This window comes from Nesterenkonia aurantiaca, assembly GCF_004364585.1.
Lineage (GTDB): Bacteria > Actinomycetota > Actinomycetes > Actinomycetales > Micrococcaceae > Nesterenkonia > Nesterenkonia aurantiaca.
This window is the reverse complement of sequence record NZ_SOAN01000004.1, coordinates 195,295-220,401: the sequence shown is the minus strand read 5'-3', so window position 1 is coordinate 220,401 and position 25,107 is coordinate 195,295. Positions and strand designations below refer to the sequence as shown.

Below are 25,107 nucleotides of genomic sequence, written 5' to 3'. Positions count from 1 at the left end.
GAACATGGGTGTCGGCGTTGGTCTTGGTCTGGTGATCGGTATCGCCATCGCGGCCGGCTTCCGTGAGGATGAAGAGAAGAGGGACCCTGACGATAGGCAGCGGGGTGCGGACTGATCTCCGAGCTCAGCCCACGTAGAGCTGCCAGGCGTGACCATCCGGGTCCGCCACGATCGATTCGAAGCCCCAGGGCTGCTGGGTGGGCGCGGTCAGCAGCGTGCCCCCGGCTGCCAGGAGGCGGTCGGTCATCGCGCTGACCTGCTCGGCGTCGGTGAGCGCCATTCCCAGCAGGCATTCGCTGAGCCCGGCGGGGGAGAGCTCGCGGTCACCGAGGACCCAGCCGAGTCCCTCCGTGGGGACCAGGCAGAGGTAGGCCTCCCCGAACAGCCGAAACTGCAGCGGTTCGGGCAGGCCGTCCTGTGCCACCTGCCCCACAGGGTCGAGACCTAGACCCTCCCGGTAGAACCGGTGAGAGCGGCCTCGGTCGGCGATCGGCAGGGTGATGGTGAACGGTGACGGCATGGATCGGGGGGCCTTCCTTCTCGGGGATGCTCTGTGTGGACTGCGGGTCAGGCCCGAGCGGAGGCCCGAAGCACCTCCTCCAGGCGTGCATAGCTGGTCTCCATCCCGTCGGTCATGCCGGTCCCGAGCACCATGTCCCGGACCTCCACGCTGGGATAGGTGACGATCAGAGTGAGCAGCGTGCCGCCCTCGATCGGCGTCAGCGTCTGTTCATTGACGTTGGGTTCCCCGGGGACGCCCTCCATGGATTCGGTGGTGACCTCGCGGTAGGGCTCATCCAGCTCGAGGAGCTCACCGTAGAGCGCGAATCCGTCGGAGCCGTCCTCCTCCTTCTCCCAGGCGAAACGGTATCTGTCTCCCACCTTGGTCGCGACCTGGCAGTCCGACATCCGCCAGCCGTCGGGTCCGAGCAGCCAGCGGCGCAGCAGATCGGGATCGCGGTGTGCCTGCCGGACCTGCGCCGGGGTGCCGCGGATGACCCGGCTGATGCGCACCTTGGTGTCGGTGAGCACCTGGGTATGGACGCCGCTGCCGGCGGCGTAGGAGGTCAGGTCCTGAAGGACCGCGTCCATCTGCCCCATGGCCGAGGTCAGGCCCTCCTCCATGCCCATCTCGAGCAGCTGCTGATAATCCGCAGCGGAGTTGAACCAGGTCTTCGAGGTGAGCCTGGAGCCCTGGGGGGTCTCCTCGAAGACCAGTCTCAGGCGCATCACCGGCATCTCAGGATCCGGGGTGCCGAACTCATCGGCGAAGCCGTCGGTGACCTCGAAGGAGCGCCCGGGATCCATTGCGAGGTACTCCCAGCAGCCGGCGGCCCGGGTGCCGTCGGGCCCGGTCATCCAGTAGTGCGAACGCCCCCCGGCGTGGAAGTCGTGGCGGGTGAAGGTGGCCGGCCACTCGGCAGGTCCCCAGAACCTCTCGAGCTGGCGGGGGTCGGCGTGCGCGTCCCAGAGTCGCTGGACCGGCACGGGGAAGTCTGCGACCACGGTCATGGTCAACGCATCGGTGTCCTTGGTGATCGAGGTGATAGGCATGACGAGCCTTTCTGCTGTCAGTGCTTCTTGCTGCTGTCTTCGGTGGGTGTCTCCGCCAGCACGGCGTCGAGGCGGGAGATCCGGCCCTGCCAGATGAGCGCATAGTCATCGAGCAGTGCCTGGGCTTCACGGATGGTGTGGGGGTTGCCGCGGACCAGGCGTTCGCGCCCCTGCTGGCGCTTGGTCACCAGATCTGCGCTTTCCAGGACGCTGATGTGCTTCTGCACGGCAGCGAAGGACATCTCGTAGAGCGCGGCCAGCGCGGAGACGGATGCCTCCTCGCCGAGGGTGCGACGGACGATGTCCCTGCGAGTGGCGTCTGCCAGGGCCCGGAAGATCCGGTCCACCTGGGCGTCGCCGGGGGGCGTTGAAGACTCAGAACGCATAACCATTTGGTTGTAGATTAGGACTGGCCGATGCTCAGGTCAAGGGTCCTGCGCCGAGTGATTTCTCCGATTCCTCGCGCAGCACCTGCAGCGCTGCGGCGACCAGCTCCTCACCTGCGCGGTCCTGTCTCACGTGAGCCACGATCCGGCGCTGCACAGTGGGATTGCGCAGTGCCCGCACCACGGTTCCGCGCGGAAGATCGCGCAGCGCGAGATGGGGGAGCACAGTGATCCCCAGTCCGGCGGCCACGAGGGAGAGGGCGGCATTGTGGTCATCCAGCCTGGCGGCGAACTGGGGCACGAACCCTGCAGCCTGAGCGGCGGTGCGGATCATCCGCCCGTTGGGGCTGTCCTTGATGTCATGGTCCACCCACATCTGATCACTGAGCTCGTGGACCTCCACGGTCTCCGAGTCCGCCAGCGGGTGGCCCGCAGGCAGGACGACGGCGAAGTCCTCGTGCCGCAACAGGTGACGCAGGTAGCCCTTGAAGTGCTCTTCGGGCTCCAGCGGGGATTCATTGCGGATGTCGATGTCCACCGGGTGCCCGGTCTTCTCCGCGTAGGGCTCGTTGAGACTGATCTGCACGGTCAGCTCCGGGTCCCTGGCGCGCAGGGTGGCCACCACCTGAGGGAGCCATTCCTTCGCGGCGGAGGTGAAGCTGGCCAGTGTCAGGTGGCTGGACCGCCCCCGGCGCAGACCCTCCACCAGGCGGTCCAGCTCATCGAACGCCTGCAGCACGGCGGTGCTCCCCTGCGCCAGGGCCAGGGCTGAGGAGGTCGGCATCAGTCCTCTACCGCTGCGCTCGAAGAGCTTCAGCCCGGTCTCCTGCGCGAGGATGCTCATATGTTGACTCACCGTGGCGGGGGAGTAGTGCAGGCTGCGCGCGGCGCCCTGGATCGAGCCGGTGGCGATCACCGATTGCAGCACGCGCAGCCTGTGTGGATTCAACATGGCACCAGTATCTAACGATTCGTCGATGCCGAACAGTCCTATGCTTTTATCTGCTTGTTCTGATCGATGCGGTGTTCCAGGATGGTGTTGTGACACTTTCCAGCTACCTCGGTCTGCTCGCCGTCTCCGCCGTCCTGGCCATCACCCCGGGACAGGACACGATGCTGTCTCTGCGCAATGCGCTGCTCTCGCGCCGGGCCGGCCTCGGCGCCGCGACGGGCTCCTCCGTGGCGGCGCTGATCTGGGCGGCACTGGCCGCCACCGGCCTGGCGGCCCTGTTCCAAGCCTCACCGGTGGCATATGAGCTGCTCAGCCTGATCGGCGGGCTCTACGTGATCTTCCTCGGCGCCCGCGCGGTGCGCAGCGCGCGGATCACCTTGAGGGCCCACCGGCTGACCCGCGCCGAGGTTGGGGTTCCCGCGCTGGTCGGTGGTCCCTATGATCCCCAGCCGCCTGCTGCGGCCGCGGCTCCGGCAGGTGCGCACGGAGCTGATCCGGCGCAGGGCGAGGGCGCTCGCGGATCGGGGGCCGATCCACAACGGTCCGCGGGGCGGCGGCCGCGCCGCACCATCACCAGTTTCCGCGGCACCTTCCTGATCGGGCTGGCCAGCTGCATGACCAACCCGAAGGTCGGCCTGTTCTTCCTGGCACTGTTCCCGCAGTTCACGCCGGTCGGCGCATCCCCGGCCTTCGCGATCGGCGTGCTCGGCGGCACGGTGGCCGCCAGCATGTGGCTCTACCTGATCGGCGTCGTCCTGCTCGTCGACGCGGCGAACACCTGGCTCTCCAACCCGGTCGTCACCGGTCGGCTTGAGATGGGCAGCGGCCTGACCCTTGCCGGACTCGGCGTCTATCTCAGCGTCACCGGCGTGCTCGGACTGCTGGGCTGATCCGGCCCAGCGATCGGCCTCAAGGCGCATCCAAGTCGAGACCCGGCTCCCGGGGCGAACCCCGTAGACTGTTCCGGTGACTCCCGAAGAACTCTCCACCGTTGTCAAGAGCGCGCTCGCCGAAGCTGTCGAAGCCGGTGAGCTCACCGTCGATCTCCCCGAGAACGTCGTCATCGAGCGCCCCAAGAATCGCGAGCACGGCGACTGGGCCACCACCATCGCCCTGCAGCTGGCCAAGAAGGCCGGGATGCCCCCGCGTGCCTTCGCCGAGGTTCTCGGCGCCCGGCTTCAGCAGGCCCCCGGCGTGGAGCGCATCGAGATCGCCGGCCCAGGGTTCATCAACATCACCGTGGACTCCGCCGCGGCCGGCGAGCTGGCCCGCACCATCGTCGAAGCCGGAGACACCTTCGGGCACAACACCGCGCTTGCTGGGCGCAGCGTCAACGTCGAGTTCGTCTCCGCGAATCCGACCGGGCCGCTGCACATCGGACACACCCGGTGGGCCGCCCTCGGTGACGCGATCGGCAGGCTGCTGCGCGCCTCCGGCGCCACGGTCGCCAACGAGTACTACGTCAACGACGCCGGCAACCAGATGAACGTCTTCGGCCATTCGGTGCTCTCCCGGATCCACGGCGAAGACGTCCCCGAGGGCGGTTACCCCGGCGACTACGTCATCGAGCTGGCCGAGGAGATCCTGGCCGCCCGCCCGGACGTCAAGGACATGCCCCGCGAGGAGGCGCTGCCGATCGTGCGCGAACTGGGCTACCAGGCGCAGATGGGCCAGATCAAGGACACGCTGACCGCTTTCGGCGTGCACTTCGACGTGTTCTACTCCGAGCAGGCGCTGCACGCCGAGGGCAAGGTTGCCGCCGCCGTGGAGACCCTGCGCGAGCAGGGCCACATCGAGGACCGCGACGGCGCCGTCTGGCTGCGCACCACCGACTTCGGCGACGACAAGGACCGGGTGCTGTTCAAGGCCGACGGCGAGCCCACCTACTTCGCCGCCGACGCCGCCTACTACCTCTCCAAGCGCGAGCGCGGCTTCACCGAGAAGATCTACCTGCTCGGCGCGGACCACCACGGCTACGTCTCCCGGCTCAAGGCCATCGCCGCCTGCGCCGGGGACGATCCGCAGCGCAACATCGAGGTGCTCATCGGGCAGCTGATGTCCATCCGCGGAGCGAAGCTCTCCAAGCGGGCCGGCAACATCATCGCGCTCACCGACCTCATCGAATGGCTCGGCACCGATGCGCTGCGCTATACCCTGGCCCGGTTCCCTGCCAATTCACCGATCGACGTGGACCCGGAGCTGCTGCAGTCGCGGACCAATGACAACCCGGTCTTCTACGTCCAGTACGCCCACGCCCGGTCCCGCAACGCCGCCCGCAACGCCGAGGCCGCCGGGGTCGACCGCGAGGGCTTCGACGCAAGCCTGCTGACCCATGAGACCGAGGAGGAGCTGCTCTCCCAGCTGGGGCGCTTCACCTCCGTGGTCTCCTCGGCCGCCGAGCTGCGCGAACCTCACCGGGTGGCGCGCTACCTGGAATCCCTGGCCAGCGCCTACCACGGCTGGTACGCCGTCTGTCGGATGGCGCCCAGCGTCAGCCCCGACGGCGTCCAGGACCCGGTCACCGACCTCAACCGCACCCGGCTCTGGCTCAACGACGCCACCGCCCAGGTGTTGCGCAACGGACTGGCGCTGCTCGGCGTCACCGCACCCGAAAGGATGTGAACCCTCATCACGACTCCCGGCTCACCCACGTCCCGCCCCTCCTCGGAGAACTCCACCGCGGAGAGCCCCACCCTGGAGGCCTCCGTGCAGGACGGGTCTGCGCAGCATGGCTCCGCCCCGCGCGCGCACCCGCTGGCTCCGTCGTGGCTGACCGCCCGCCGGGACACCGATGACCTCGAGGCCGCGCTGCTTCCGGCCGACGCGCACCGCGACGCCGAGGGCCGCCTGGTCATCGGCGGAGTCGACGTGGAGACCCTCGCCGCCCAGCACGGCACTCCGCTCTATGTGCTCTCCGAGGCGGACTTCCGCGCCCGAGCCCGCAGCTTCCGCGAGGCTTTCAGTGCCGCCTTCGCCCCAGAGGCTGAGGTGGATGTGTTCTACGCCGGCAAGGCCTTCCTGAGCACCCATGTGGCTGGCTGGGCCGTGCAGGAGGGCCTCTGCGTGGACACTGCCTCCGGCGGCGAGCTCGCCCTCGCCCTGGCCGGCGGGGTCCCGCCGGAGAAGATAGGCCTGCACGGGAACAACAAGTCCGACGCCGAGATCCAGCGCGCCCTGGACGCCGGGATCGGGCGGATCATCGCCGATTCCCTGGATGAGCTGGAACGGATCTCCAGGCTCGCCGTGGCAGCCGGCACCCGCGCCCCGGTCATGCTGCGGCTGACTCCCGGCGTGCACGCCTCCACCCACGAATACATCGCCACCGCGCACGAGGATCAGAAGTTCGGCCTCTCGCTGACCCCGAGCGCCGGTGCGCCCAGCACGGACGCAGACGGCACCCCCTCGACACCAGCCAACCCCTACCTCGGGTCACCGGCCTGGACCGCGGCCTCGCGCGCCCTCCAGCTCCCCGGCGTCGAGCTGCGCGGCCTGCACGCCCATATCGGCTCGCAGATCTTCGAACCCGCCGGTTTCGAGCTGGCGGCGCAGAAGCTCATCACCTTCCTGGCCAGTCTGCATTCGGCCTACGGCGTGGAGCTGCCAGAGCTCGACCTCGGCGGCGGCCACGGGATCGCCTACACCGAGGCCGACACCCCGCGGCACCCCGAATCCATCGCGGCCGCGCTGGCCGCCACGGTCAAGCAGGCCTGCGCGGAGCACGCGCTGCGCGTGCCGCGGATCTCGATCGAGCCCGGCCGAGCGATCGTCGGACCTGCCGGGGTCACGCTGTACCGGGTCGGCGTGCAGAAGGACGTCCAGGTCGACGCGCCCGACGGCAGCACCACCTCCAGGCGCTACGTGGCCGTGGACGGCGGCATGAGCGACAACGCCCGCGGCGTCCTCTACGACGCGGACTATTCTGCGGTGCTGGCCTCACGCCGGGTGACCGGAGACCATGCGCTGTCTCGCATCGTGGGCAAACACTGCGAGTCCGGCGACATCGTCGTGCGAAACGTATACTTGCCGACGGCGACGGCCCGGGATGATCTCCTTGCCGTTCCCGCCACCGGCGCGTACTGCCACTCGCTGTCGAGCAACTACAACTACCTGACTCGACCCGCGGTGGTCGCCGTCGCAGACGGCGCCTCCCAGGTGCTCATCCGCCGAGAGACCGAGCAGGAGATGCTCGGGCGCGACACCGGCTTTGCCGCAGGCTGACACACAGCGCGCGCGCAGCGCCGGAAACCGAACAGGCACAAGGGATTGAGGTCATGATGTCCGCAGCAAAGAGCACCGCCGAGCCGCTGAAGATCGGCCTGCTCGGCGCCGGCAACGTCGGCGCCCAGGTCGCACGCACTCTGGTCGAGGGCCGGGCGCTGATCTCTTCGCGCGTGGGGGCCCCGGTCAAGCTGATCGGCGTCGCCGTGCGCGACGTCGAGGCCCCGCGTGACTGGAAGATCCCCGGCGAGCTGCTGACCACCGACGCCGAGGCGCTGGTGGACGAGGCCGACCTGATCATCGAACTGATGGGCGGGATCGAGCCCGCCGGCACCCTGGTGGAGCGCGCCCTGCGCGCCGGCACCGCCGTGGTGACCGGGAACAAGGCGCTGCTCGCGGTCCAGGGCGGCAAGCTCAGCCAGGCCGCCGCCGAGTCCGGGGCGCTGCTGCGCTTCGAAGCCGCGGTCGGCGGTGCCATCCCGATCCTGCGCCCGATCCAGGAGTCGCTCTCCGGTGACCGGATCACCAAGGTGATGGGCATCGTCAACGGCACCACCAACTACATCCTGGACCAGATGGACTCCACCGGCGCCGCGTTCTACGACGCGCTGCTCGAGGCTCAGCGGCTCGGGTATGCCGAGGCCGACCCGACCGCCGACGTCGAGGGCCACGACGCCGCCGCCAAGGCAGCGATCCTCGGTGCGCTGGCGTTCCACGCGCCCTTCGACATCCATGACGTCTACTGCGAGGGCATCTCCTCGGTCACTGCCGAGGACATCGAGGCCGCGGCAGCCTCCGGGTACGTGATCAAGCTGCTGGCGATCGTGGAGAAGAACGATGACGGCGCCATCCTGCGCGTCCACCCCACCCTGCTGCCCCGCACCCACCCGCTGGCCAGTGTCCGCGGCGCCTTCAACGCGGTCTTCGTGGTCGCCGAGAATGCTGGAGAGCTCATGTTCTACGGCCAGGGCGCCGGCGGGCTGCCGACCTCCTCGGCCATCATGGGCGATGTGGTCTCCGTGGCGCGCCGGCTGCACAGCGGCCCGGAGCACCCCGGGACCACCGACACCAGCAGCGACTCCCAGTCCGTCCGCGCGCTCCCGGTGGATGAGGCCCACACCCAGTACTACATTGATATGGAAGTCGCTGATCGTGAGGGTGTCATCGCCGAGGTCGCCCGCGTGCTGGCCGATCATCACGTCTCCATCGAGTCGATGCGACAGCCCGGCAGCGTCTCCAGCGACGGCGAGGTGGACACCGAGGCGGCCCGGGAGCGCGGCGCCGTCGTGCAGATCGTGACCCACCTGGCCAAGGAGAAGGACCTCTCCGACACCGTGTCCACACTGCGGGCCCTGGACGTGGTCAAGTCAGTGAACTCGGTGCTGCGCGTTGAGGTCGAGCAGTAGCCCTGGGCCCATCCCCGCCCGAGCAGATCCCACCCGCTTGACGATGAAGGAGCACCCACCGTGGCGCACCAATGGCGCGGAGTCATCCGTGAATACGCAGACCGACTCCCCGTGGAGCAGACCACCGAGGTCATCACCCTGGGAGAGGGCGGCACCCCGCTGGTCTACGCCCCGGCGCTCTCCGAGCTGGTCTCCGGCACGGTCTACCTGAAGGTCGAGGGGATGAACCCCACCGGATCCTTCAAAGACCGCGGCATGACGATGGCGATCACCGCCGCGGTGGCCGAAGGCGCCAAGGCCGTGGTCTGCGCCTCCACCGGCAACACCTCCGCCTCCGCCGCGGCCTACGCGACCCAGGCCGGACTGACCTGTGCGGTGTTGGTGCCGGCGGGGAAGATCGCGATGGGCAAGCTCTCCCAGGCGGTCGCCCACGGGGCCGAGCTGATTCAGGTGGACGGCAACTTCGACGGCTGCCTCGACATCGCTCGCAAGCTCTCCGAGAACTACCCGGTGTTCCTGGTGAACTCGGTGAATCCGGCACGCATCGAAGGCCAGAAGACCGGCGCCTTCGAGGTCGTGGACGCACTCGGCGACGCGCCGGACTACCACCTGCTCCCGGTGGGCAACGCCGGGAACATCACCGCGTACTGGAAGGGTTACCAGGAGTATTCCCGGCCCTGGACCAACCCCTACGAGGGTGCCGACGGCGCGGAGCTCGCCCCGGTGTCCAGCCACACCCCGATCATGTGGGGCTTCCAGGCAGAGGGCGCAGCGCCCATCGTCATGGGTCACCCGGTGACCGAGCCGGAGACGGTCGCGACGGCCATCCGGATCGGCAATCCGGCCTCCTGGGAGAAGGCGGAGGCTGCTCGCGACCAGTCCGCGGGAGTCATCGAGTCGGTGACCGATCAGGAGATCCTCACCGCGCACCGCTGGCTTTCCGCGAAGGAGGGCGTCTTCGTGGAACCCGCCTCGGCCGCCGGCGTCGCCGGACTGATCAAGAAGCACTCTGCCGGCGAGGTCCCTGCGGATAAGACGATCGTCATCACGGTGACCGGTCACGGTCTGAAGGACCCCGACTGGGCGCTGAAGAACGCCGACGGCTCCGACGTCACCCCGACCATGGTCCCGCAGGACGTCGAGACCGTGGCCCGGCAGCTGGGGCTCTGATCCTCGTGAGCGGGCAGTCCAGCATGCATAAACTCGGTCAGGGCCTCGCCCCGGAGGAGGCCCTGGCCCCTTCGGCGGCCACTCCGCCGTCGGCGGGGAACGCGGCTGGGAATCACGAGTCGCCTCAGCTGCGCGAGCCGCTGAGCGCGCCGATGTCCTTCCACCTCAGGGTGCCCGCCACGTCGGCGAATCTCGGCCCGGGCTACGACAGCATGGGCCTGGCCCTGGGACTCTTCGATGAGATCACCGTCCATGCCGCCCCGCGGCGCGGTGCGCAGGCCCAGGTGCAGATCACCGTGGAGGGCGAGGGCTCCGAGACGCTGCCCCGTGACGCCTCCCATCTGGTGGTCACCCTGGTCGAGAAGATCCTCAACGCCAAAGGCTTCAGCCTCCCGGACCTTGAGGTCCGCGCGGTCAACAACATTCCGCACAGCCGCGGACTCGGCTCCTCAGCCGCCGCGGTCGCCTCCGCGGTGATGACCGCGGACACGTTGCTGCCAGAGGGCTTGAGCGAGGACGAGAAGCTGCAGATCGGTTCCCGGATCGAGGGCCACCCGGACAACTACGTACCGGCGCTGCGCGGGGGAGTGGCGATCTCCTGGCAGGACGCCCCGAACGCGCTGTCCTCCGGGTCAGAGGTGCGCAGATCCACCCTCGACACCGGCGACGGGGCGTTCCGCACCGCACCGCTGCTTCCGCACCCGCGGCTGCGCACCGTCGTGGCCGTGCCGAACTTCGAGCAGTCCACCCAGGTGGCGCGCGATCTGCTCCCGGCGCAGATCGATCACTCCGCCGCCGCGCAGAACTCTGCGCGTGCCGCGCTGCTGGTCCACGCCCTGACCAGCGCACCGGAGCTGCTGCTCGACGCCACCGAAGACGCGTTGCACCAGCAGCAGCGCCGTCCCGCCTTCCCCGGATCCATGGCCCTGGTGGACGGGCTCCGGGCCGCCGGGTTCGCCGCCGTGATCTCCGGCGCAGGACCCTCAGTGCTGGTGCTTGCCGATTCCGACGCCCAGGCCAGCGCCGCGGCGCAGCGTATCTCCGCGCTCGGCGGTCCCGACGCGCAGGGTCACGTGTTCACCCCCTCAATCCTGCCGATCGCCGGCTCTGGTGTTACAGTGGAGGCACATCAGCGTTGACGGCGTGCTGCGCACGCTCGCTCTGCCGGGCCGGTCGAATCGGCCTCTAAGAGATCACCATGATGTTCCTTCGCGCAAGCCGCGCTTTTTTCCTGAGCGCTGGACGGTGCCGATTCCTCGACAGAGCGATCCGGCAGCGACCTGCGATGATCCCACTCCCCGCCGGGGACGCGGACCGTGCAAGAAATCTCCCTGATGCTGGATGCGCGAAGAAACAGTAATAAGCCAACGGACTTCTGACGCTCCGTTGAAGACACCGCAGGACGGCGCATCCGCCGGGCCTGCCTGACGAGGGGGAAGGAACCTTCGTGACAGAAACCACCGCTGAGACCACTGCGACTCAGAGCCCTGAGAAGGCCGAGTCCGCTGCACCTGAGCCCAAGAGCTCCGGGCTGGCCGGTCTGAAGCTCGCTCAGCTGCAGGCGCTTGCCTCCCAGCTGGGCATCACCGGAAGCTCGCGGATGCGCAAATCTGCCCTGGTGGAGGCCATCTCCTCGCACCAGCGTGGTGGCGCCGTCGCCGAGCGGGACAAGCAGCAGGACAAGGCGGCCGCCGAAGGTCGCCAGAACGACGCCGCCAAGGGCGGCAGCGACCAGCAGGGCGCCGGCTCCGAGGAGCCCGCCGCGAAGCGCCCGAACCGCCGCCGGTCCAAGGCCGAGCCCAAAGCCGAGCCCAAGGCGAGCGAGTCCGTCGCAGAGCAGAACGGCTCCAGCACCGAGGTCGCCGAGAACGCCCAGAGCAGCGGCACCTCGCGCGGGGAGAATTCACGCGAGAACGCGCCCACCGAAGGCGGCGGCAACGATCGCCGCAGTGGACAGCAGAACCGTGATCAGCAGAACAGTGATCAGCAGAACAACGATCAGCAGGCTGGCGAGAGCAGCAGCGCCGAGGACGGCGATTCCCAGCCCCGCGGACGCAACCGCAACCGGCGCAACCGCAATCGCGAGGACAACGGCGGCCAGCAGCAGAACACCGCGCAGGCCGAGGCCCAGCAGGCGGATGCGCAGCCGTCGAACTCCCAGTCAGGCTCCAACGAGCAGACTCAGGACCAGAGCCAGGAGAACGGCCAGCGCAACGACGGCGAAGGCCGCGGAAGGCGCAATCGAGACAACAGCGGCCGTGACGGTGGCCGCGGAGGCCGCGAGAGCAACCGCAACGAGAACAGCCGCAACGACGGCGGGCGCGACAGCAGCCGCAACGACGGCGGCCGCGAGAGCAGCCGCAACGACCGCAACGACGGTGGGCGCGACAGCAGCCGCAACGACCGAAACGACGGTGGGCGCGACAGCAGTCGCAACGATCGCAACGACGGTGGGCGCGACAGCAGCCGCAACGAGAACAGCCGCAACGATCGCAACGACGGCGGGCGCGAGAGCAACCGCAACGAGGGTGGACGCGACGAGGAGCGCCGCAACCGGCGCAGCCGCAATCGCAACGACCGCAATGACCGGGGCGATCGCACTGACCGCAATGACCGGGGTGATCGCAACAACCGCCGTCGCGGCCGCGATCCCGAGGTCGATGACACCGAGGTCACCGAGGACGACGTCCTGGTGCCGGTGGCAGGCATCCTGGACGTGCTCGACAACTACGCCTTCGTGCGGACCTCGGGCTACCTCTCCGGACCCAACGACGTCTACGTGTCCCTGGCCCAGGTCAAGCGGCACAACCTGCGCAAGGGCGACGCCGTTCACGGCCACATCCGCGCTCCTCGCGAAGGTGAGAACCCGCAGAAGCGGGCGAAGTTCAACGCGCTGGTGAAGCTCGACGCCGTCAACGGCCGGCCCTCCGAGGCCAACACCGACCGGGTGGAGTTCAGCAAGCTGGTCCCGCTGTACCCGCAGGATCGTCTGCGCCTGGAGGGTGACGCCAAGGACATCGCACCTCGCGTGATCGACCTGATCGCCCCGATCGGCAAGGGTCAGCGCGGCCTGATCGTCTCCCCGCCCAAGGCCGGCAAGACGATCATCCTGCAGGCCCTGGCGAAGGCGATCAAGATCAACAACCCTGAGGTTCACCTCATGATGGTCCTGGTCGACGAGCGCCCCGAGGAAGTCACCGACATGCAGCGCACGGTCGACGGCGAGGTCATCGCCTCGACCTTCGACCGCCCGGCCGAGGACCACACCACCGTGGCCGAGCTGGCCATCGAACGCGCGAAGCGTCTCGTGGAGCTGGGCAAGGACGTCGTCGTGCTGCTGGACTCCATGACCCGACTGGGCCGTGCCTACAACACCGCGGCCCCGGCTTCAGGCCGGATCCTCTCCGGCGGCGTCGATGCCAATGCGCTCTACCCGCCGAAGCGCTTCTTCGGCGCGGCGCGCAACATCGAGAACGGTGGTTCGCTGACCATCCTCGCCACCGCGCTGGTGGAGACCGGCTCCAAGATGGACGAGGTCATCTTCGAGGAGTTCAAGGGCACCGGCAACATGGAGCTGCGCCTGTCCCGCCGACTGGCGGACAAGCGGATCTTCCCCGCCGTGAACGTGAACGAGTCCTCCACCCGTCGTGAGGAGAACCTCCTCTCGACGGAGGAGGTCAAGATCATGTGGAAGCTGCGTCGCGTGCTCTCCGGACTCGAGCAGGAGCAGGGTCTCGAGCTGCTGATCAACAAGCTCAAGGCGACCCAGTCCAACGCCGAGTTCCTGATGCTTGCATCGAAGACCACGCTCGGAGACAAAGGCAACTAGCCGCAGCAACAGCTGAAGCCCGGGGAGAGCGCCGCTCTCCCCGGGCTTCGCCTGTAACAGCCCGGTGCGCCCGCGCTGCGTTCGCGCGCCAGCCCAGGAAACGAGAGAGAATCCAGTCATGGACGAAGAGATCAACGCCCGGATGTTCGACTCCGTATCGACGCTGCTCGCCGAGCACGCGGAGCTCCAGGAGCAGCTCGCCGATCCACAGGTCCACGCCGATCAGTCCCTGGCGCGTCGGCTGGGGCGCCGCTACGCGCAGCTCAACGGTGTGGCCGAGGCGCACAAGACGTGGAAACAGCTCAGCGAGGACCTGGTGACCACGCAGGAGCTCGCCGAAGAGGACTCCGAGTTCGCCGCCGAGATCCCCGCGCTCACGGCTGCGCGCGAGGAGGCCGCCGCGAAGCTGCTGCGCATGCTCATCCCACGCGATGAGAACGATGTGCGCAACGTGATCATCGAGATCAAGGGTGGTGCCGGCGGCGATGAGGCGGCGCTCTTCGCCGGGGACCTGCTGCGCATGTACACCCGCTACTCCGAGGCTCGGGGCTGGAAGACCGAGATCATCTCCTCGACCCCCTCAGATCTGGGGGGCTATAAGGATGTACAGATGGCGATCAAGTCCTCCACCAATGACCCTGCCCAGGGCGTCTACGCCCACCTGAAGTTCGAAGGCGGGGTGCACCGGGTCCAGCGGGTGCCCGAAACCGAGTCCCAGGGCCGGATCCACACCTCGGCGGCCGGAGTGCTGGTCCTGCCCGAGGTCGATGAGCCCGAGGAGCTGGAGCTGAGCCAGAACGACCTCAAGATCGACGTCTACCGCTCCTCCGGGCCCGGCGGGCAGAGCGTGAACACCACCGACTCCGCGGTACGCATCACCCACCTGCCCACCGGGATCGTGGTGGCGATGCAGAACGAGAAGTCCCAGCTGCAGAACAAGGAGGCCGCGATGCGGGTGCTGCGCTCCCGGATCCTGGCCCACCAGCAGGAACAGATCGACGCCGACAACGCCCAGGTGCGCAAGTCCCAGGTCCGCACCATGGACCGCTCCGAGCGCATCCGCACCTACAACTACCCGGAGAACCGGATCGTGGATCACCGCAGCGGGTACAAGGCCTACAACCTCGACACCGTGATCAACGGAGACCTGGAGGCCGTGATCCAGTCCTGCGTCGAGCTCGACGAGCAGGAGCGCCTCGCGGCGCTCAACGACAACCAGGCCTGAGCCCGATGCCCGCACACCATCCCGCCCCAGCCGAGCCTGCACACCAGGCAGCTGAGCCCTCGGCGAATCAGGCAGCTGAGCAGCCGGCGAATCAGCCGGCCAATCAGCCAGCGGACCAGCTGCTGGACCAGGCCGCAGCCCGGCTCGGCGCCGCAGGCGTGCCCAGCCCTCGGGTCGATGCTGAGATCCTTGCGGCCCACGTGCTCGGCGTCCCGCGCGGTCGTCTCGCCGCCATGGCCGTGGCGGGCAGCGCGGTCACCGCCGAGCAGGCCGAGAAGCTCACCGACCTGGTCGCCGAGCGCGCCGATCGGGTGCCGCTGCAGCACCTCACCGGACTGGCCCCGTTCCGGCACCTCGAGCTGCGCGTGGGCCCCGGAGTCTTCATCCCGCGCCCCGAGACCGAACAGGTCGCCCAGGTGGCCTTGGATCAGCTCGCACTCATGGCCGCCCAGCGTCCCGCCTCCTGGCGGCCCCGGGTGATCGACCTCGGCACCGGATCCGGTGCCCTGGCCGCCGCCATCGCCGCCGAGCATCCCTCCGCCGAGGTCCACGCCGTGGAACTCTCGGCCCAGGCGGTGGCCTGGGCCGAGCTGAACCTCGTCCCGCTCGGCGTGGCCCTGCACCAGCGGGACCTGCGCGAGGTGCCCGAAGAGTGGGAGTCCAGCTTCGACCTCGTCGTCTCCAACCCGCCCTATATCCCGGCCGGGATGGTGCCGCGCGAGGAGGAGGTGCGGGTCCATGATCCGGAGCTGGCGCTCTACGGCGGGGGAGCCGACGGACTCACCATGCCCCATGCGGTGATCGCCGCCGCCAAACGGCTGCTGGTGCCGGGCGGCTGGTTCATCCTGGAACACGCCGAGTCCCAGGCTTCGGTGCTCGCCGAGCACTGCCGCGCCGACGAGTCACTGACACAGGTCAGCACCCACCAAGACCTCACCGGACGAGACCGCGCCACCAGCGCGGTCACCGGCGCTGCCGCTGACGCAGGCCCCGTGGCTGAGCAAGATCCAGCTCTCGGCGTGGAAGAATGGCGCGCGTGAGCCAGACAGTCGACTGCACCGACCCCGCCTCCCGCGCCGAGGGCATCTCTGCGGCGCAGGACGCGCTCTCCCGCGGCGAAACGGTGGTCCTGCCCACCGACACGGTCTACGGGATCGGCGCCGACGCGTTTTCGCCGCAGGCCGTCGCGGTGCTGCTGGCCGCCAAGGGACGCAGCCGCGCCATGCCGCCGCCGGTGCTGATCGGGCGCCCCGAGATCATGGACGCCCTGGCCATCGATGTTCCCGAGGAGGCCCGGGCCCTGGCGCAGGCCTTCTGGCCGGGTCCGATGACGCTGATCCTGCATGCCCAGCCCTCGCTGCGCTGGGACCTGGGGGAGACCCGCGGCACCGTGGCGCTGCGCATGCCCGCCGATGATCTCGCCCTGGACCTGCTCGGCGCGACCGGACCGCTGGCCGTCTCCTCGGCCAACCGCACCGGCATGCCCGCCGCGACCACCGTCGCGCAGGCCCAGCAGATGCTCGCGGAATCCGTCTCGGTCTACCTCGACGACGGCGACCGCGGCTCCTCCGAGGCCTCGACCATCATCGACGCCACCGTGACCCCGCTGCGCGTGGTGCGCCCCGGGGCGCTGCCGCTCGCCGAGCTGCAGGCCGTGGTCGCCAGCCTGGCGCCCGAAGCCCCGTCTGAGGCAGAGGCCTCCGAAGCTCCGGCTGAGGCAGAGGCCTCTGAAGCCCCGCCTGAGGCAGAGGCGCCCGACACGCACTCATGATCTATTTCCTGGCAGTCCTCGCCGTCTCGATGGTGGTGACCTATCTGCTCACCCCCGCGGTGCGAAGCATCGCGCTGAAGCTGGGCATCTACACCCCCATCCGGGAACGCGATGTGCACAGCCAGATCAAGCCGCGCTGGGGCGGGGTGGCGATGTTCCTCGGGATGGTCGTCGGCCTCGCCGCGGCCTCCACGATTCCCTACCTCAGCGGGATCTTCGCCGATCTGACCCCGGTGCGCGGCGTGTTCGCGGCGATGGTGGTGATCCTGCTGGTCGGCATGGCCGACGACACCTGGGACATCCCGTGGATGCTCAAGCTCGGCGGACAGGTCGGGGCTGCCGTCATCCTGGTGCTCCATGGGATCCAGCTCGAGGTCATGCCGGTGGGCTGGCTCGGGGTGGGTGGTCCGCTGGTCCAGTCGCTGCTGACCGTCTTCGTGGTGGTGCTCACCATCAACGCCTTCAACTTCATCGACGGCCTCGACGGGTTGGCCGCCGGGGTCGCCGCGCTCGGCGGCGCCGCCTTCTTCATCTACAGCTACCTGTTGACGCTCTCCATCAACGCCTTCGACGCCTCGAACCTGGTGACCCTGCTGATGGCGGTGCTGGTGGGCTCCTGCCTGGGGTTCCTGCCGCACAACTTCTACCCCTCCAAGATCATCATGGGCGACACCGGGGCGATGCTGCTGGGACTGGTCATGGCTGCCGGGGCCCTCGCGGTGACCGCCGACGTCGGCCAGCTCGCCGAGGGCTTCAGATTCCGTAACATCCCGGCGTACATGCCGATCCTGCTGCCGCTGGCGGTGACCCTGCTTCCCCTGCTGGACCTGGCGATGGCGGTGGTCCGGCGCACCGCGCGCGGGTCCTCGCCGTTCACCCCGGATCGCGGGCACCTGCACCACAAGCTGGTCGACGGCGGCTACTCCCACCCGCAGGCGGTGCTGCTGCTCTACCTCTGGTCGGCGCTGTTCGCCTTCGGGGCTGTGTCCTTCAACTTCCTGCCCTGGTGGCTGGTCACCTCGGGCATGCTGCTGAGCCTGGGCGCCGCGGTGGTGCTCACGCTGGGGCCCTGGCTTCGGCGTCGTGCGCTGCGAGTCAACCGTGCCGCCGCCCAACGGGCACTGCGGCACCGGCTGGGCGGCTGAGCCAGCCCCTGGACCTGGCCGTGAGTGGGGTGGGACTGCCCCGCGCCAGTGTTGCCCGGCAGTGCCGGGGGTCGTTGTTCTGGTAAGCTTTCGGTGACTTCCCACACTAGTTCCGTGTGTTCTCACACCTGCGTGGGGGAGTTGCCCGTGGACCGTCTTCGGAAGTCTTTCTCGTAGACCGGCGGACCACATACAAGGCGAGACGGAGTTGATCCGGCTTCCGATGCCCGGGGTAGTAACCCACTGACGGACACCGCAGAGAGGACCAGCGTTGCATTCGCTTGCGCCCATGGCCACCAATGAAGGTGGATTCCAGCCGCCCACGATTTCTGAGACGCACCTTCCGGAGATCTTTCCCTGGATGGCGGAGTGGGGGACTGGCTTCGGCAAGAACATGCTGATGGTCATCCTCTCGGTCATCGTCATCTCCTGGTTCTTCATGTGGGCGATCCGGAAGCAGTCCCTGGTTCCATCCCGCACCCAGTTCATCGCGGAGTCCGGCTATGGATTCGTCCGGCACACCCTGGGGCGCGACATCCTCGGTGAGAAGCACTTCCGGCAGTGGATCCCGCTGCTCTTCGCGGTGTTCTTCTTCGTGCTGGTCAACAACATCTTCGGCGCCATCCCGGGCCTGCAGCTGCCGACCTTCTCCCACGCCGGCCCCGCCTACGCGCTGGCCGGAATCATCTGGATCGCCTGGATCGTGCTGGGCTTCAGGACCCACGGGCCGAAATTCATCAAGCTCATGACGGTGCCCTCGGGCGTGCCGAAGTGGCTGCTGCCGCTGCTGGTGGTCCTGGAGTTCCTCTCGAACTTCATCATCCGTCCGCTCACGCACTCGCTGCGTCTGATGGCCGTGATGCTCGCCGGTCACATCATCGTGATGCTCGCCGGCTCCGGCGTCGAGTTCCTCGTCGCCCAGCAGGGCGGTCTGGACGGCTACGGCCTCGGCGCGCTGATCCTGGTGGGCTCCATCCCGCTGTACTTCCTGGAGCTCATCATGATGGTCCTGCAGGCCTTCGTCTTCGCCCTGCTGACAGCGATCTACATCCAGGGCTCCATCGAGGCTGACGCCCACTGATTTTCCTCTATGCGGTTCGGATGACCTGAGACGGACACCGAGTCGCAGCGGCGGACCGGCAGACGCCGGTGAGCCTGACATTGAACCGTCCGCGTGGTACGCACGCCGGACTCGTACAGAAAGTGAGCAACACATATGGACGGCACTCTGAACATGGTCGGTATGGGTCTCGCAGGCTTCGGCGCTGCACTGGCCATCGGCATGATCTTCTCGGCCTACCTCAACGGTGTGGCCCGCCAGCCCGAGGCGCAGCGCGTGCTGCAGCCCATCGCCATCCTCGGCTTCGCGCTGGCGGAGGCGGTCTTCATCCTTGCCATCGTCTTCGCCTTCGTGCTCTGACGCTGGTTCGATTCTTCTGGGACGGGCACCGGAGCTCCGGGCCCTCTGAGATCGTCAGACTACTGAAAAAAGGGTGAACACATGATCAGTGCATCTCTGATCCAGGCGGCAGAAGGTGACGCCAACCCATTGCTTCCCAACCCCTGGGAAGCGCTGGTCGTAATACTCGGCTTCCTGGTGCTGCTCTATGTCGTCAAGAAATGGATCGCGCCGGCATTCGAGAAGGCCTATCAGACCCGCATCGAGGCCATCGAAGGTGGACTCAACGAGGCGGAGAAGGCCAAGTCTGAAGCCGAGGCCATGAAGGCTGAGTACGAGAAGAACCTCGGGGATGCCCGCGCTGAGGCGAGCCGGATGCGCGAGGAAGCTCGCGCCGAGGGTGCGCAGATCGTCGCCGAGCACAAGGAGAAGGCCGCCGTGGAGGCAGCCCGCATCACCGAACAGGCCCAGCAGCAGATCGCCGCAGAACGGGCATCGGCCGCACATTCGCTCAAGGCTGAGGTCGGGTCGCTGGCCACACAGCTTGCGAGCCGGATCGTCGGCGAGGCGCTCGAGGACGACACCCGCTCCCAGCGAGTGGTGGATCGCTTCCTCGCCGACCTCGACGCTGATCAGTCAGCTCAGGCTGGCCAGACAGGAGCAGCACAGTAATGGCAGCGGTGACCACCGAATCCCTGGCAGCCGTGCAGCAGGAGCTCGCGCCGTCATTGGCGCAGGCCGACCTCGAGGTCGCCCGCGAGCTCTTCGCTGTACTGGATGTCCTCGATTCCTCGGCAGGGCTGCGCCGCAGCCTCACCGACCCCTCCCGTGATCCGCAGGATCGGGTGGCGATGGCGCGCAGCCTCTTCGGCGCGAAGGTCAAGGCCACGACGACGGAAGTCCTCGATGCCCTGGTCTCACGACGCTGGAGCAAGGAGCGCGATCTCGGCGATGCCGTCGAGGTCCTCGCCGTCGTAGTGGTGGTGGTGCAGGCCGAGCGTGAGGGCCTGGCAGGACTCGAGAAGCTGGAGACCGCGCTGCTGGACTTCCGGCGGACCGTGGCCTCCTCGCACCAGGTGCAGCGTGCGCTGACCGACGCCCAGGCAACCGGCGAAGCCAAGCAGAAGCTCGGTGCGCAGCTCTCACCGGGAGCCAGCGCCGAGGCGCGGCTGCTCATCGATCGCGCCGTGACGGCGCCGCGCGGGCTTCGTCCCTCGCAGCTCGTCGAGCGCTTCACCGAGCAGATCGCAGCACGCCAGCAGCGCTGGATCGCACTGGTCACCGTCGCCAAGGAGCTGGACCCCAGCTATATGCAGCGGCTCGGGGCAAGCCTGGACCGTTACTTCGGTCGAGAGCTCAAGCTCGACGTCGTGCTCGACCCGGCCGTGGTCGGCGGCATCCGTGTCCAGGTCGGAGATGAGGTGGTCGACTCAACGGTGGCCACCAAGCTCAATGACCTGAACCGGAGACTGGCCAGCTAGTCTTCTTCAGACTGGCTCAACACATACGTGAATCTTTGAACCACCCGGCCGCAGACTGCGGCCATGACTGAGGAGAGCAGGGACTGCAGATGGCCGACTTGACCATCAACGCCGACGACGTCCGCAACGCCTTGAACGATTTCGCCGCATCCTACGATCCCGGCAGCGCAGAGCGCGTCGAGGTCGGACGCGTGATCTCCGCGGCTGACGGCATCGCTCGTGTCGAGGGACTTCCCTCGACCATGGCAAACGAACTTCTTCGCTTCGAAGACGGCACTCTGGGCCTGGCCCAGAACCTCGACACCCGAGAGATCGGCGTCGTGATCCTCGGCGAGTTCTCCGGCATCGAGGAGGGCCAGGAGGTCACCCGCACCGGCGAGGTCCTCTCGGTCCCGGTCGGTGACGAGTTCCTGGGTCGCGTGGTCGACCCGCTGGGCACGCCCATCGACGACAAGGGCGACATCACCCCGGAGGGTCGCCGTCCGATGGAGCTTCAGGCTCCCTCGGTGGTGCAGCGCAAATCCGTGCACGAGCCGCTGCAGACCGGCATCAAGGCCATCGACGCCATGATCCCGATCGGCCGCGGCCAGCGTCAGCTGATCATCGGTGACCGCCAGACCGGCAAGACCGCGATCGCCATCGACGCCATCCTGAACCAGAAGGCGAACTGGGAATCCGGCGATGTCGCCAAGCAGGTCCGCTGTGTCTACGTCGCTGTGGGCCAGAAGGCCTCCACCATCGCTGCCGTGCGGCAGACCCTGGAGGAGCGCGGCGCGCTGGAGTACACCACCATCGTGGCGTCCCCGGCCTCAGACCCCGCCGGTTATAAGTACCTGGCGCCGTTCGCCGGCTCGGCCATCGGCCAGCACTGGATGTACGGCGGCAAGCACGTGCTGATCGTCTTTGATGACCTCTCCAAGCAGGCTGAGGCCTACCGCGCGGTCTCGTTGCTGCTGCGTCGCCCACCGGGCCGCGAAGCCTACCCCGGCGACGTGTTCTACCTGCACTCCCGTCTGCTCGAGCGTTGTGCCAAGCTCTCCGACGAGCTCGGCGCCGGTTCGATGACCGGACTGCCGCTGGTGGAGACCAAGGCCAACGACGTCTCGGCCTACATCCCGACCAACGTCATCTCGATCACCGACGGTCAGATCTTCCTGCAGTCGGACCTGTTCAACGCCAACCAGCGTCCGGCAGTCGACGTGGGCATCTCGGTGTCCCGCGTCGGTGGTGCCGCGCAGCTCAAGGCCATGAAGAAGGTCTCGGGCACGCTGAAGCTGGACCTGGCGCAGTACCGCGACATGCAGGCCTTCGCGATGTTCGCCTCGGACCTGGACCCCGCCACCCGCCAGCAGCTGGTGCGCGGCGAGCGACAGACCGAGCTGCTCAAGCAGGCGCAGTACACGCCGTACCCGATCGAGGACCAGGTCGCATCGATCTGGACCGGCGCCCAGGGTCACCTGGACGATGTCGAGACCGCTGACATCAAGCGCTTCGAGACGGACTGGCTGGACTACCTGCGTCGCAAGACCAACGTGCTGACCAACATCGCCGCCTCCGGCAAGCTGGAGGACGACACCGTCAGCGCGCTCAAGGACGCCATGGTCGCGTTCAAGAAGGAATTCCACGCCGAGGGTGCTTCGTCCATCGTGGGCAACGAGCAGACCGACGCGATGTCCGCCGACGAGATCAGCCAGGAAGAGATTCCCGCCCGCAGCTGAGGTTTTCACCCCCGCTGAGCAGAATCACTTGCTGGACGACATCAGGGAAGGACAAGCATGGGAGCCCAGATTCGCGTCTACCGCCAGAAGATCGCATCGACCTCGTCGATGAAGAAGATCTTCAAGGCGATGGAGCTGATCGCGACGTCTCGCATCGGCAAAGCACGCAGCCGTGCGCGGGCAGCCTCGCCATACGCAGATGCCATCACACGTGCGGTCTCCGCCGTGGCCTCGCAGAACGACATCGATCATGTGCTGACCACAAAGGTGGAGAACCCCACCCGCGCGGCAGTGCTGATCCTCACCAGCGACCGCGGACTCGCCGGCGCCTACTCCACGAATGTGCTCAAGCGGGGCGAAGCCCTGACCAAGCGCCTTCGGGAGGACGGCAAGGAGATCCGCCCCTACCTCTATGGACGCAAGGCGCAGGCGTTCTACGACTTCCGTGAGCGGGAGTATGACCAGGTATGGACCGGAAACACCGACGCCCCCGAGGTGGACCGTGCTCAGGAGATCGGCCGCACACTGGTCGATCGCTTCCTGCAGCCCACCGAGGAGGGTGGCGTGGACGAGCTGTACCTCGTCTACACCGAGTTCCAGTCCATGGTGAAGCAGGAGCCGGTGGTGCGACGTCTGTTGCCGCTGGCCTTCGTGGAGCAGGATGCGGACGCCAAGCACGAGCCCACCCCGCTGTACGACTTCGAGCCCGCCGCCGAAGAGGTCCTCGATGCGCTGCTCCCGCGGTACATCGAGTCCAAGATCTTCGCGGCGATGCTGGAGGCCTCGGCATCGGAGCTCGCAGCTCGCCAGCGGGCGATGAAGTCCGCTGCCGACAATGCGGACGACCTCATCAAGAAGTACACCCTGTTGCGCAACAACGCTCGCCAGGCCGAGATCACCCAGGAGCTCAGCGAGCTCATCGCGGGTGCCGACGCTCTGGCCGCGAGCTAGCCCACGGGTACTCCCGCAGGCCAACAACAGACGTTTTGACATCATCCAAGATCAAGTGAAGTGAGAGAGATGACTGCCACCACTGCAGAGCAGAGCTCCGGAGGAGCCGGTCAGCCGGGTGCGACTGGTCGCATCGCCCGGGTGATCGGTCCGGTCGTGGACATTGAGTTCCCCGCCGACTCCATCCCATCGATGTACAACGCGCTCAACTCCGAGGTCACCCTCGGCGGCGTGACCCGCAAGATCACCTTCGAGGTCGCCGCGCACCTGGGTGACAACCTCATTCGCGCGATCTCGCTGCAGGCCACCGACGGCCTGGTGCGCGGCACCCCCGTGCACGACACCGGATCCGCGATCTCGGTGCCAGTGGGTGAGTCCGTGAAGGGACACATCTTCAACGTCCTGGGCGAGACCCTGGACATGCCGATCTCGGAGCTCGAGGTGACCGATCGCTGGCCGATCCACCGCCCGGCCCCGAACTTCGCCGCGCTCGAGGGTTCCACCGAGATGCTGGAGACCGGCATCAAGGTGATCGACCTGCTGACTCCCTACATCCAGGGTGGCAAGATCGGTCTCTTCGGTGGTGCCGGTGTCGGCAAGACCGTGCTGATCCAGGAGATGATCACCCGTGTGGCCCGCAACTTCGGCGGCACCTCGGTGTTCGCCGGTGTCGGTGAGCGCACCCGTGAGGGCAACGACCTCTGGGTGGAGATGGAAGAGGCCAACGTGCTGAAGGACACCGCACTGGTGTTCGGTCAGATGGATGAGCCGCCAGGCACGCGTCTGCGTGTGGCACTGAGCGCCCTGACCATGGCGGAGTACTTCCGCGATGTGCAGAACCAGGATGTGCTGCTCTTCATCGACAACATCTTCCGCTTCTCCCAGGCCGGCTCCGAGGTCTCCACGCTGCTCGGGCGCATGCCCTCGGCAGTGGGCTACCAGCCGAACCTCGCGGACGAGATGGGTGTGCTCCAGGAGCGCATCACCTCGACCCGCGGCCACTCGATCACCTCGATGCAGGCCGTCTACGTACCCGCCGATGACTACACCGACCCGGCGCCGGCGAACGTGTTCGCCCACCTGGATGCGACCACGGAGCTCTCCCGTGCGATCGCCTCGCGTGGTCTGTACCCGGCTGTGGACCCGCTGAGCTCGACCTCGCGCATCCTGGACCCGCAGTACGTGGGTCAGGAGCACTATGACACCGCGACTCGGGTGAAGCAGATCCTGCAGAAGAACAAGGAGCTGCAGGACATCATCGCGATCCTGGGCATCGACGAGCTCGGCGAAGAGGACAAGATCGTCGTCTCCCGTGCCCGCCGCATCGAGCAGTTCCTGTCGCAGAACACCTACACCGCCAAGCAGTTCACCGGTGTGGACGGCTCCACTGTTGCGATCAAGGACACCATCGAGGGCTTCAACGCCATCGCCAACGGCGATCTCGACCACATCCCGGAGCAGGCGTTCTACAACGTCGGCGGCCTCGATGATGTCGAGCGTCTCTACGCCGAGATCAAGAAGCGGGGCTGAGCATGGCCGAACTCGACGTCCAGGTGGTCGCCAGCGACCACGCCGTCTGGTCCGGTGCCGCGAAGTCGGTGCGCGGGCGCACCGTGGAGGGTGACATCGGCATCCTGCCGGGTCACACCCCGGTGCTCTCGCTGCTGGCCGAAGGTGACCTGGTCATCAACCCCGTCGAGGGCGCTCCGGTGCGGGCTCGGGTCAGTGGAGGATTCTTCTCCGTGGACTCCGATCAGGTGACCATCGTGGCGGACAAGGCCGAGCTCGACGAGAGCTGAGTCTTCCCACCGACTGATCCAACCGCATCACCAGGCGGGCCCCCGGACTCCTCACGGAGACCGGGGGCCCGCCTGTCTGTGGGCCGCGGGTCCAGCGTCCACG

General features: G+C 67.7%; 23 protein-coding genes. 19 read left to right on the top strand and 4 right to left on the bottom strand.

From position 1 onward, the window contains the following. Positions 1–124: 124 nt before the first annotated feature. Genes EV640_RS06965 through EV640_RS06950 form a run of 4 tightly spaced genes read right to left on the bottom strand, consistent with a single transcriptional unit; the run spans position 125 to position 2,892 of the window. Complete coding sequence (locus EV640_RS06965) at positions 125–520, bottom strand: VOC family protein (RefSeq protein ID WP_051501316.1); 396 nt, start codon at positions 518–520, stop codon at positions 125–127. Between the two features lie 47 nt (positions 521–567). Then, a complete protein-coding gene (locus tag EV640_RS06960; RefSeq protein WP_133726140.1) occupies positions 568–1,554 on the bottom strand; it encodes an SRPBCC family protein in 987 nt (328 codons plus the stop codon). A gap of 17 nt (positions 1,555–1,571) precedes the next feature. Further along, entirely contained in the window at positions 1,572–1,946 is a 375-nt protein-coding gene (locus EV640_RS06955; protein WP_036476467.1) for an ArsR/SmtB family transcription factor, read from the bottom strand. A gap of 28 nt (positions 1,947–1,974) precedes the next feature. Further along, complete coding sequence (locus EV640_RS06950; RefSeq protein ID WP_036476465.1) at positions 1,975–2,892, bottom strand: LysR family transcriptional regulator; 918 nt, start codon at positions 2,890–2,892, stop codon at positions 1,975–1,977. Positions 2,893–2,981: 89 nt separating this feature from the next. On the opposite strand from EV640_RS06950, the gene EV640_RS06945 reads away from it, so the two are divergent. The 19 genes from EV640_RS06945 to EV640_RS06855 all read left to right on the top strand — a co-directional run bounded on the left by EV640_RS06945 (position 2,982) and on the right by EV640_RS06855 (position 25,004). Beyond that, positions 2,982–3,782: a LysE family translocator gene (locus EV640_RS06945; protein WP_036476464.1), complete on the top strand. Its 801-nt coding sequence runs from the start codon at positions 2,982–2,984 to the stop codon at positions 3,780–3,782. Positions 3,783–3,858: 76 nt separating this feature from the next. Then, on the top strand, positions 3,859–5,514 hold the full coding sequence (gene argS, locus EV640_RS06940) for an arginine--tRNA ligase (protein WP_036476462.1): 1,656 nt from the start codon (positions 3,859–3,861) through the stop codon (positions 5,512–5,514). Positions 5,515–5,598: 84 nt separating this feature from the next. After that, complete coding sequence (locus EV640_RS06935) at positions 5,599–7,110, top strand: diaminopimelate decarboxylase family protein (protein WP_051501315.1); 1,512 nt, start codon at positions 5,599–5,601, stop codon at positions 7,108–7,110. 56 nt (positions 7,111–7,166) lie between these two features. After that, positions 7,167–8,516 (top strand): homoserine dehydrogenase, encoded by a 1,350-nt coding sequence (locus tag EV640_RS06930; protein WP_036476461.1) that lies wholly within the window; start codon positions 7,167–7,169, stop codon positions 8,514–8,516. 60 nt (positions 8,517–8,576) lie between these two features. Beyond that, positions 8,577–9,686: a threonine synthase gene (thrC, locus tag EV640_RS06925; RefSeq protein ID WP_036476460.1), complete on the top strand. Its 1,110-nt coding sequence runs from the start codon at positions 8,577–8,579 to the stop codon at positions 9,684–9,686. 23 nt (positions 9,687–9,709) lie between these two features. After that, complete coding sequence (gene thrB, locus EV640_RS06920) at positions 9,710–10,825, top strand: homoserine kinase (RefSeq protein ID WP_243832253.1); 1,116 nt, start codon at positions 9,710–9,712, stop codon at positions 10,823–10,825. A gap of 308 nt (positions 10,826–11,133) precedes the next feature. Beyond that, a complete protein-coding gene (rho, locus tag EV640_RS06915; protein WP_133726139.1) occupies positions 11,134–13,515 on the top strand; it encodes a transcription termination factor Rho in 2,382 nt (793 codons plus the stop codon). A 142-nt stretch (positions 13,516–13,657) separates the two neighbouring features. Further along, on the top strand, positions 13,658–14,740 hold the full coding sequence (gene prfA / locus EV640_RS06910; protein ID WP_036476579.1) for a peptide chain release factor 1: 1,083 nt from the start codon (positions 13,658–13,660) through the stop codon (positions 14,738–14,740). Positions 14,741–14,745: 5 nt separating this feature from the next. After that, the gene (gene prmC, locus EV640_RS06905) at positions 14,746–15,780 is read left to right on the top strand and encodes a peptide chain release factor N(5)-glutamine methyltransferase (protein ID WP_133726138.1); all 1,035 of its coding nucleotides are present in this window, start codon (positions 14,746–14,748) and stop codon (positions 15,778–15,780) included. Further along, the gene (locus EV640_RS06900) at positions 15,768–16,511 is read left to right on the top strand and encodes an L-threonylcarbamoyladenylate synthase (protein WP_036476457.1); all 744 of its coding nucleotides are present in this window, start codon (positions 15,768–15,770) and stop codon (positions 16,509–16,511) included. The genes prmC and EV640_RS06900 overlap by 13 nt, the downstream gene beginning before the upstream one ends. Further along, entirely contained in the window at positions 16,508–17,656 is a 1,149-nt protein-coding gene (locus EV640_RS06895) for an MraY family glycosyltransferase (RefSeq protein ID WP_036476455.1), read from the top strand. Before EV640_RS06900 ends, EV640_RS06895 begins: the two co-directional genes overlap by 4 nt. A gap of 289 nt (positions 17,657–17,945) precedes the next feature. Continuing rightward, complete coding sequence (atpB, locus tag EV640_RS06890; RefSeq protein ID WP_084479650.1) at positions 17,946–18,737, top strand: F0F1 ATP synthase subunit A; 792 nt, start codon at positions 17,946–17,948, stop codon at positions 18,735–18,737. A gap of 135 nt (positions 18,738–18,872) precedes the next feature. Further along, positions 18,873–19,076, top strand: coding sequence for an ATP synthase F0 subunit C (locus tag EV640_RS06885; RefSeq protein ID WP_036476452.1), 204 nt, complete (start codon positions 18,873–18,875; stop codon positions 19,074–19,076). 81 nt (positions 19,077–19,157) lie between these two features. Next, a complete protein-coding gene (locus EV640_RS06880; protein ID WP_036476451.1) occupies positions 19,158–19,727 on the top strand; it encodes a F0F1 ATP synthase subunit B in 570 nt (189 codons plus the stop codon). Continuing rightward, positions 19,727–20,536, top strand: coding sequence for a F0F1 ATP synthase subunit delta (locus EV640_RS06875; RefSeq protein ID WP_036476449.1), 810 nt, complete (start codon positions 19,727–19,729; stop codon positions 20,534–20,536). The genes EV640_RS06880 and EV640_RS06875 overlap by 1 nt, the downstream gene beginning before the upstream one ends. Before the next feature lie 89 nt (positions 20,537–20,625). Beyond that, entirely contained in the window at positions 20,626–22,254 is a 1,629-nt protein-coding gene (gene atpA / locus EV640_RS06870; RefSeq protein ID WP_036476448.1) for a F0F1 ATP synthase subunit alpha, read from the top strand. A 57-nt stretch (positions 22,255–22,311) separates the two neighbouring features. Beyond that, positions 22,312–23,205 (top strand): F0F1 ATP synthase subunit gamma, encoded by an 894-nt coding sequence (locus EV640_RS06865; protein WP_036476446.1) that lies wholly within the window; start codon positions 22,312–22,314, stop codon positions 23,203–23,205. Between the two features lie 69 nt (positions 23,206–23,274). Further along, complete coding sequence (gene atpD, locus EV640_RS06860) at positions 23,275–24,735, top strand: F0F1 ATP synthase subunit beta (RefSeq protein ID WP_036476444.1); 1,461 nt, start codon at positions 23,275–23,277, stop codon at positions 24,733–24,735. 2 nt (positions 24,736–24,737) lie between these two features. After that, on the top strand, positions 24,738–25,004 hold the full coding sequence (locus tag EV640_RS06855; protein WP_036476443.1) for a F0F1 ATP synthase subunit epsilon: 267 nt from the start codon (positions 24,738–24,740) through the stop codon (positions 25,002–25,004). The last annotated feature ends 103 nt before the right edge of the window (positions 25,005–25,107 follow it).

Excerpts from the sequence above, each read along its gene's own strand:
- EV640_RS06965 (WP_051501316.1), bottom strand. The coding sequence starts at position 520 with ATGCCGTCACCGTTCACCATCACCCTGCCGATCGCCGACCGAGGCCGC.
- EV640_RS06960 (WP_133726140.1), bottom strand. The coding sequence starts at position 1,554 with ATGCCTATCACCTCGATCACCAAGGACACCGATGCGTTGACCATGACC.
- EV640_RS06955 (WP_036476467.1), bottom strand. The coding sequence starts at position 1,946 with ATGGTTATGCGTTCTGAGTCTTCAACGCCCCCCGGCGACGCCCAGGTG.
- EV640_RS06950 (WP_036476465.1), bottom strand. The coding sequence starts at position 2,892 with ATGTTGAATCCACACAGGCTGCGCGTGCTGCAATCGGTGATCGCCACC.
- EV640_RS06930 (WP_036476461.1), top strand. The coding sequence starts at position 7,167 with ATGTCCGCAGCAAAGAGCACCGCCGAGCCGCTGAAGATCGGCCTGCTC.
- thrB (WP_243832253.1), top strand. The coding sequence starts at position 9,710 with ATGCATAAACTCGGTCAGGGCCTCGCCCCGGAGGAGGCCCTGGCCCCT.
- prfA (WP_036476579.1), top strand. The coding sequence starts at position 13,658 with ATGTTCGACTCCGTATCGACGCTGCTCGCCGAGCACGCGGAGCTCCAG.
- prmC (WP_133726138.1), top strand. The coding sequence starts at position 14,746 with ATGCCCGCACACCATCCCGCCCCAGCCGAGCCTGCACACCAGGCAGCT.
- EV640_RS06900 (WP_036476457.1), top strand. The coding sequence starts at position 15,768 with ATGGCGCGCGTGAGCCAGACAGTCGACTGCACCGACCCCGCCTCCCGC.
- EV640_RS06895 (WP_036476455.1), top strand. The coding sequence starts at position 16,508 with ATGATCTATTTCCTGGCAGTCCTCGCCGTCTCGATGGTGGTGACCTAT.
- atpB (WP_084479650.1), top strand. The coding sequence starts at position 17,946 with ATGGCCACCAATGAAGGTGGATTCCAGCCGCCCACGATTTCTGAGACG.
- EV640_RS06885 (WP_036476452.1), top strand. The coding sequence starts at position 18,873 with ATGGACGGCACTCTGAACATGGTCGGTATGGGTCTCGCAGGCTTCGGC.
- EV640_RS06880 (WP_036476451.1), top strand. The coding sequence starts at position 19,158 with ATGATCAGTGCATCTCTGATCCAGGCGGCAGAAGGTGACGCCAACCCA.
- EV640_RS06875 (WP_036476449.1), top strand. The coding sequence starts at position 19,727 with ATGGCAGCGGTGACCACCGAATCCCTGGCAGCCGTGCAGCAGGAGCTC.
- atpA (WP_036476448.1), top strand. The coding sequence starts at position 20,626 with ATGGCCGACTTGACCATCAACGCCGACGACGTCCGCAACGCCTTGAAC.
- EV640_RS06865 (WP_036476446.1), top strand. The coding sequence starts at position 22,312 with ATGGGAGCCCAGATTCGCGTCTACCGCCAGAAGATCGCATCGACCTCG.
- atpD (WP_036476444.1), top strand. The coding sequence starts at position 23,275 with ATGACTGCCACCACTGCAGAGCAGAGCTCCGGAGGAGCCGGTCAGCCG.
- EV640_RS06855 (WP_036476443.1), top strand. The coding sequence starts at position 24,738 with ATGGCCGAACTCGACGTCCAGGTGGTCGCCAGCGACCACGCCGTCTGG.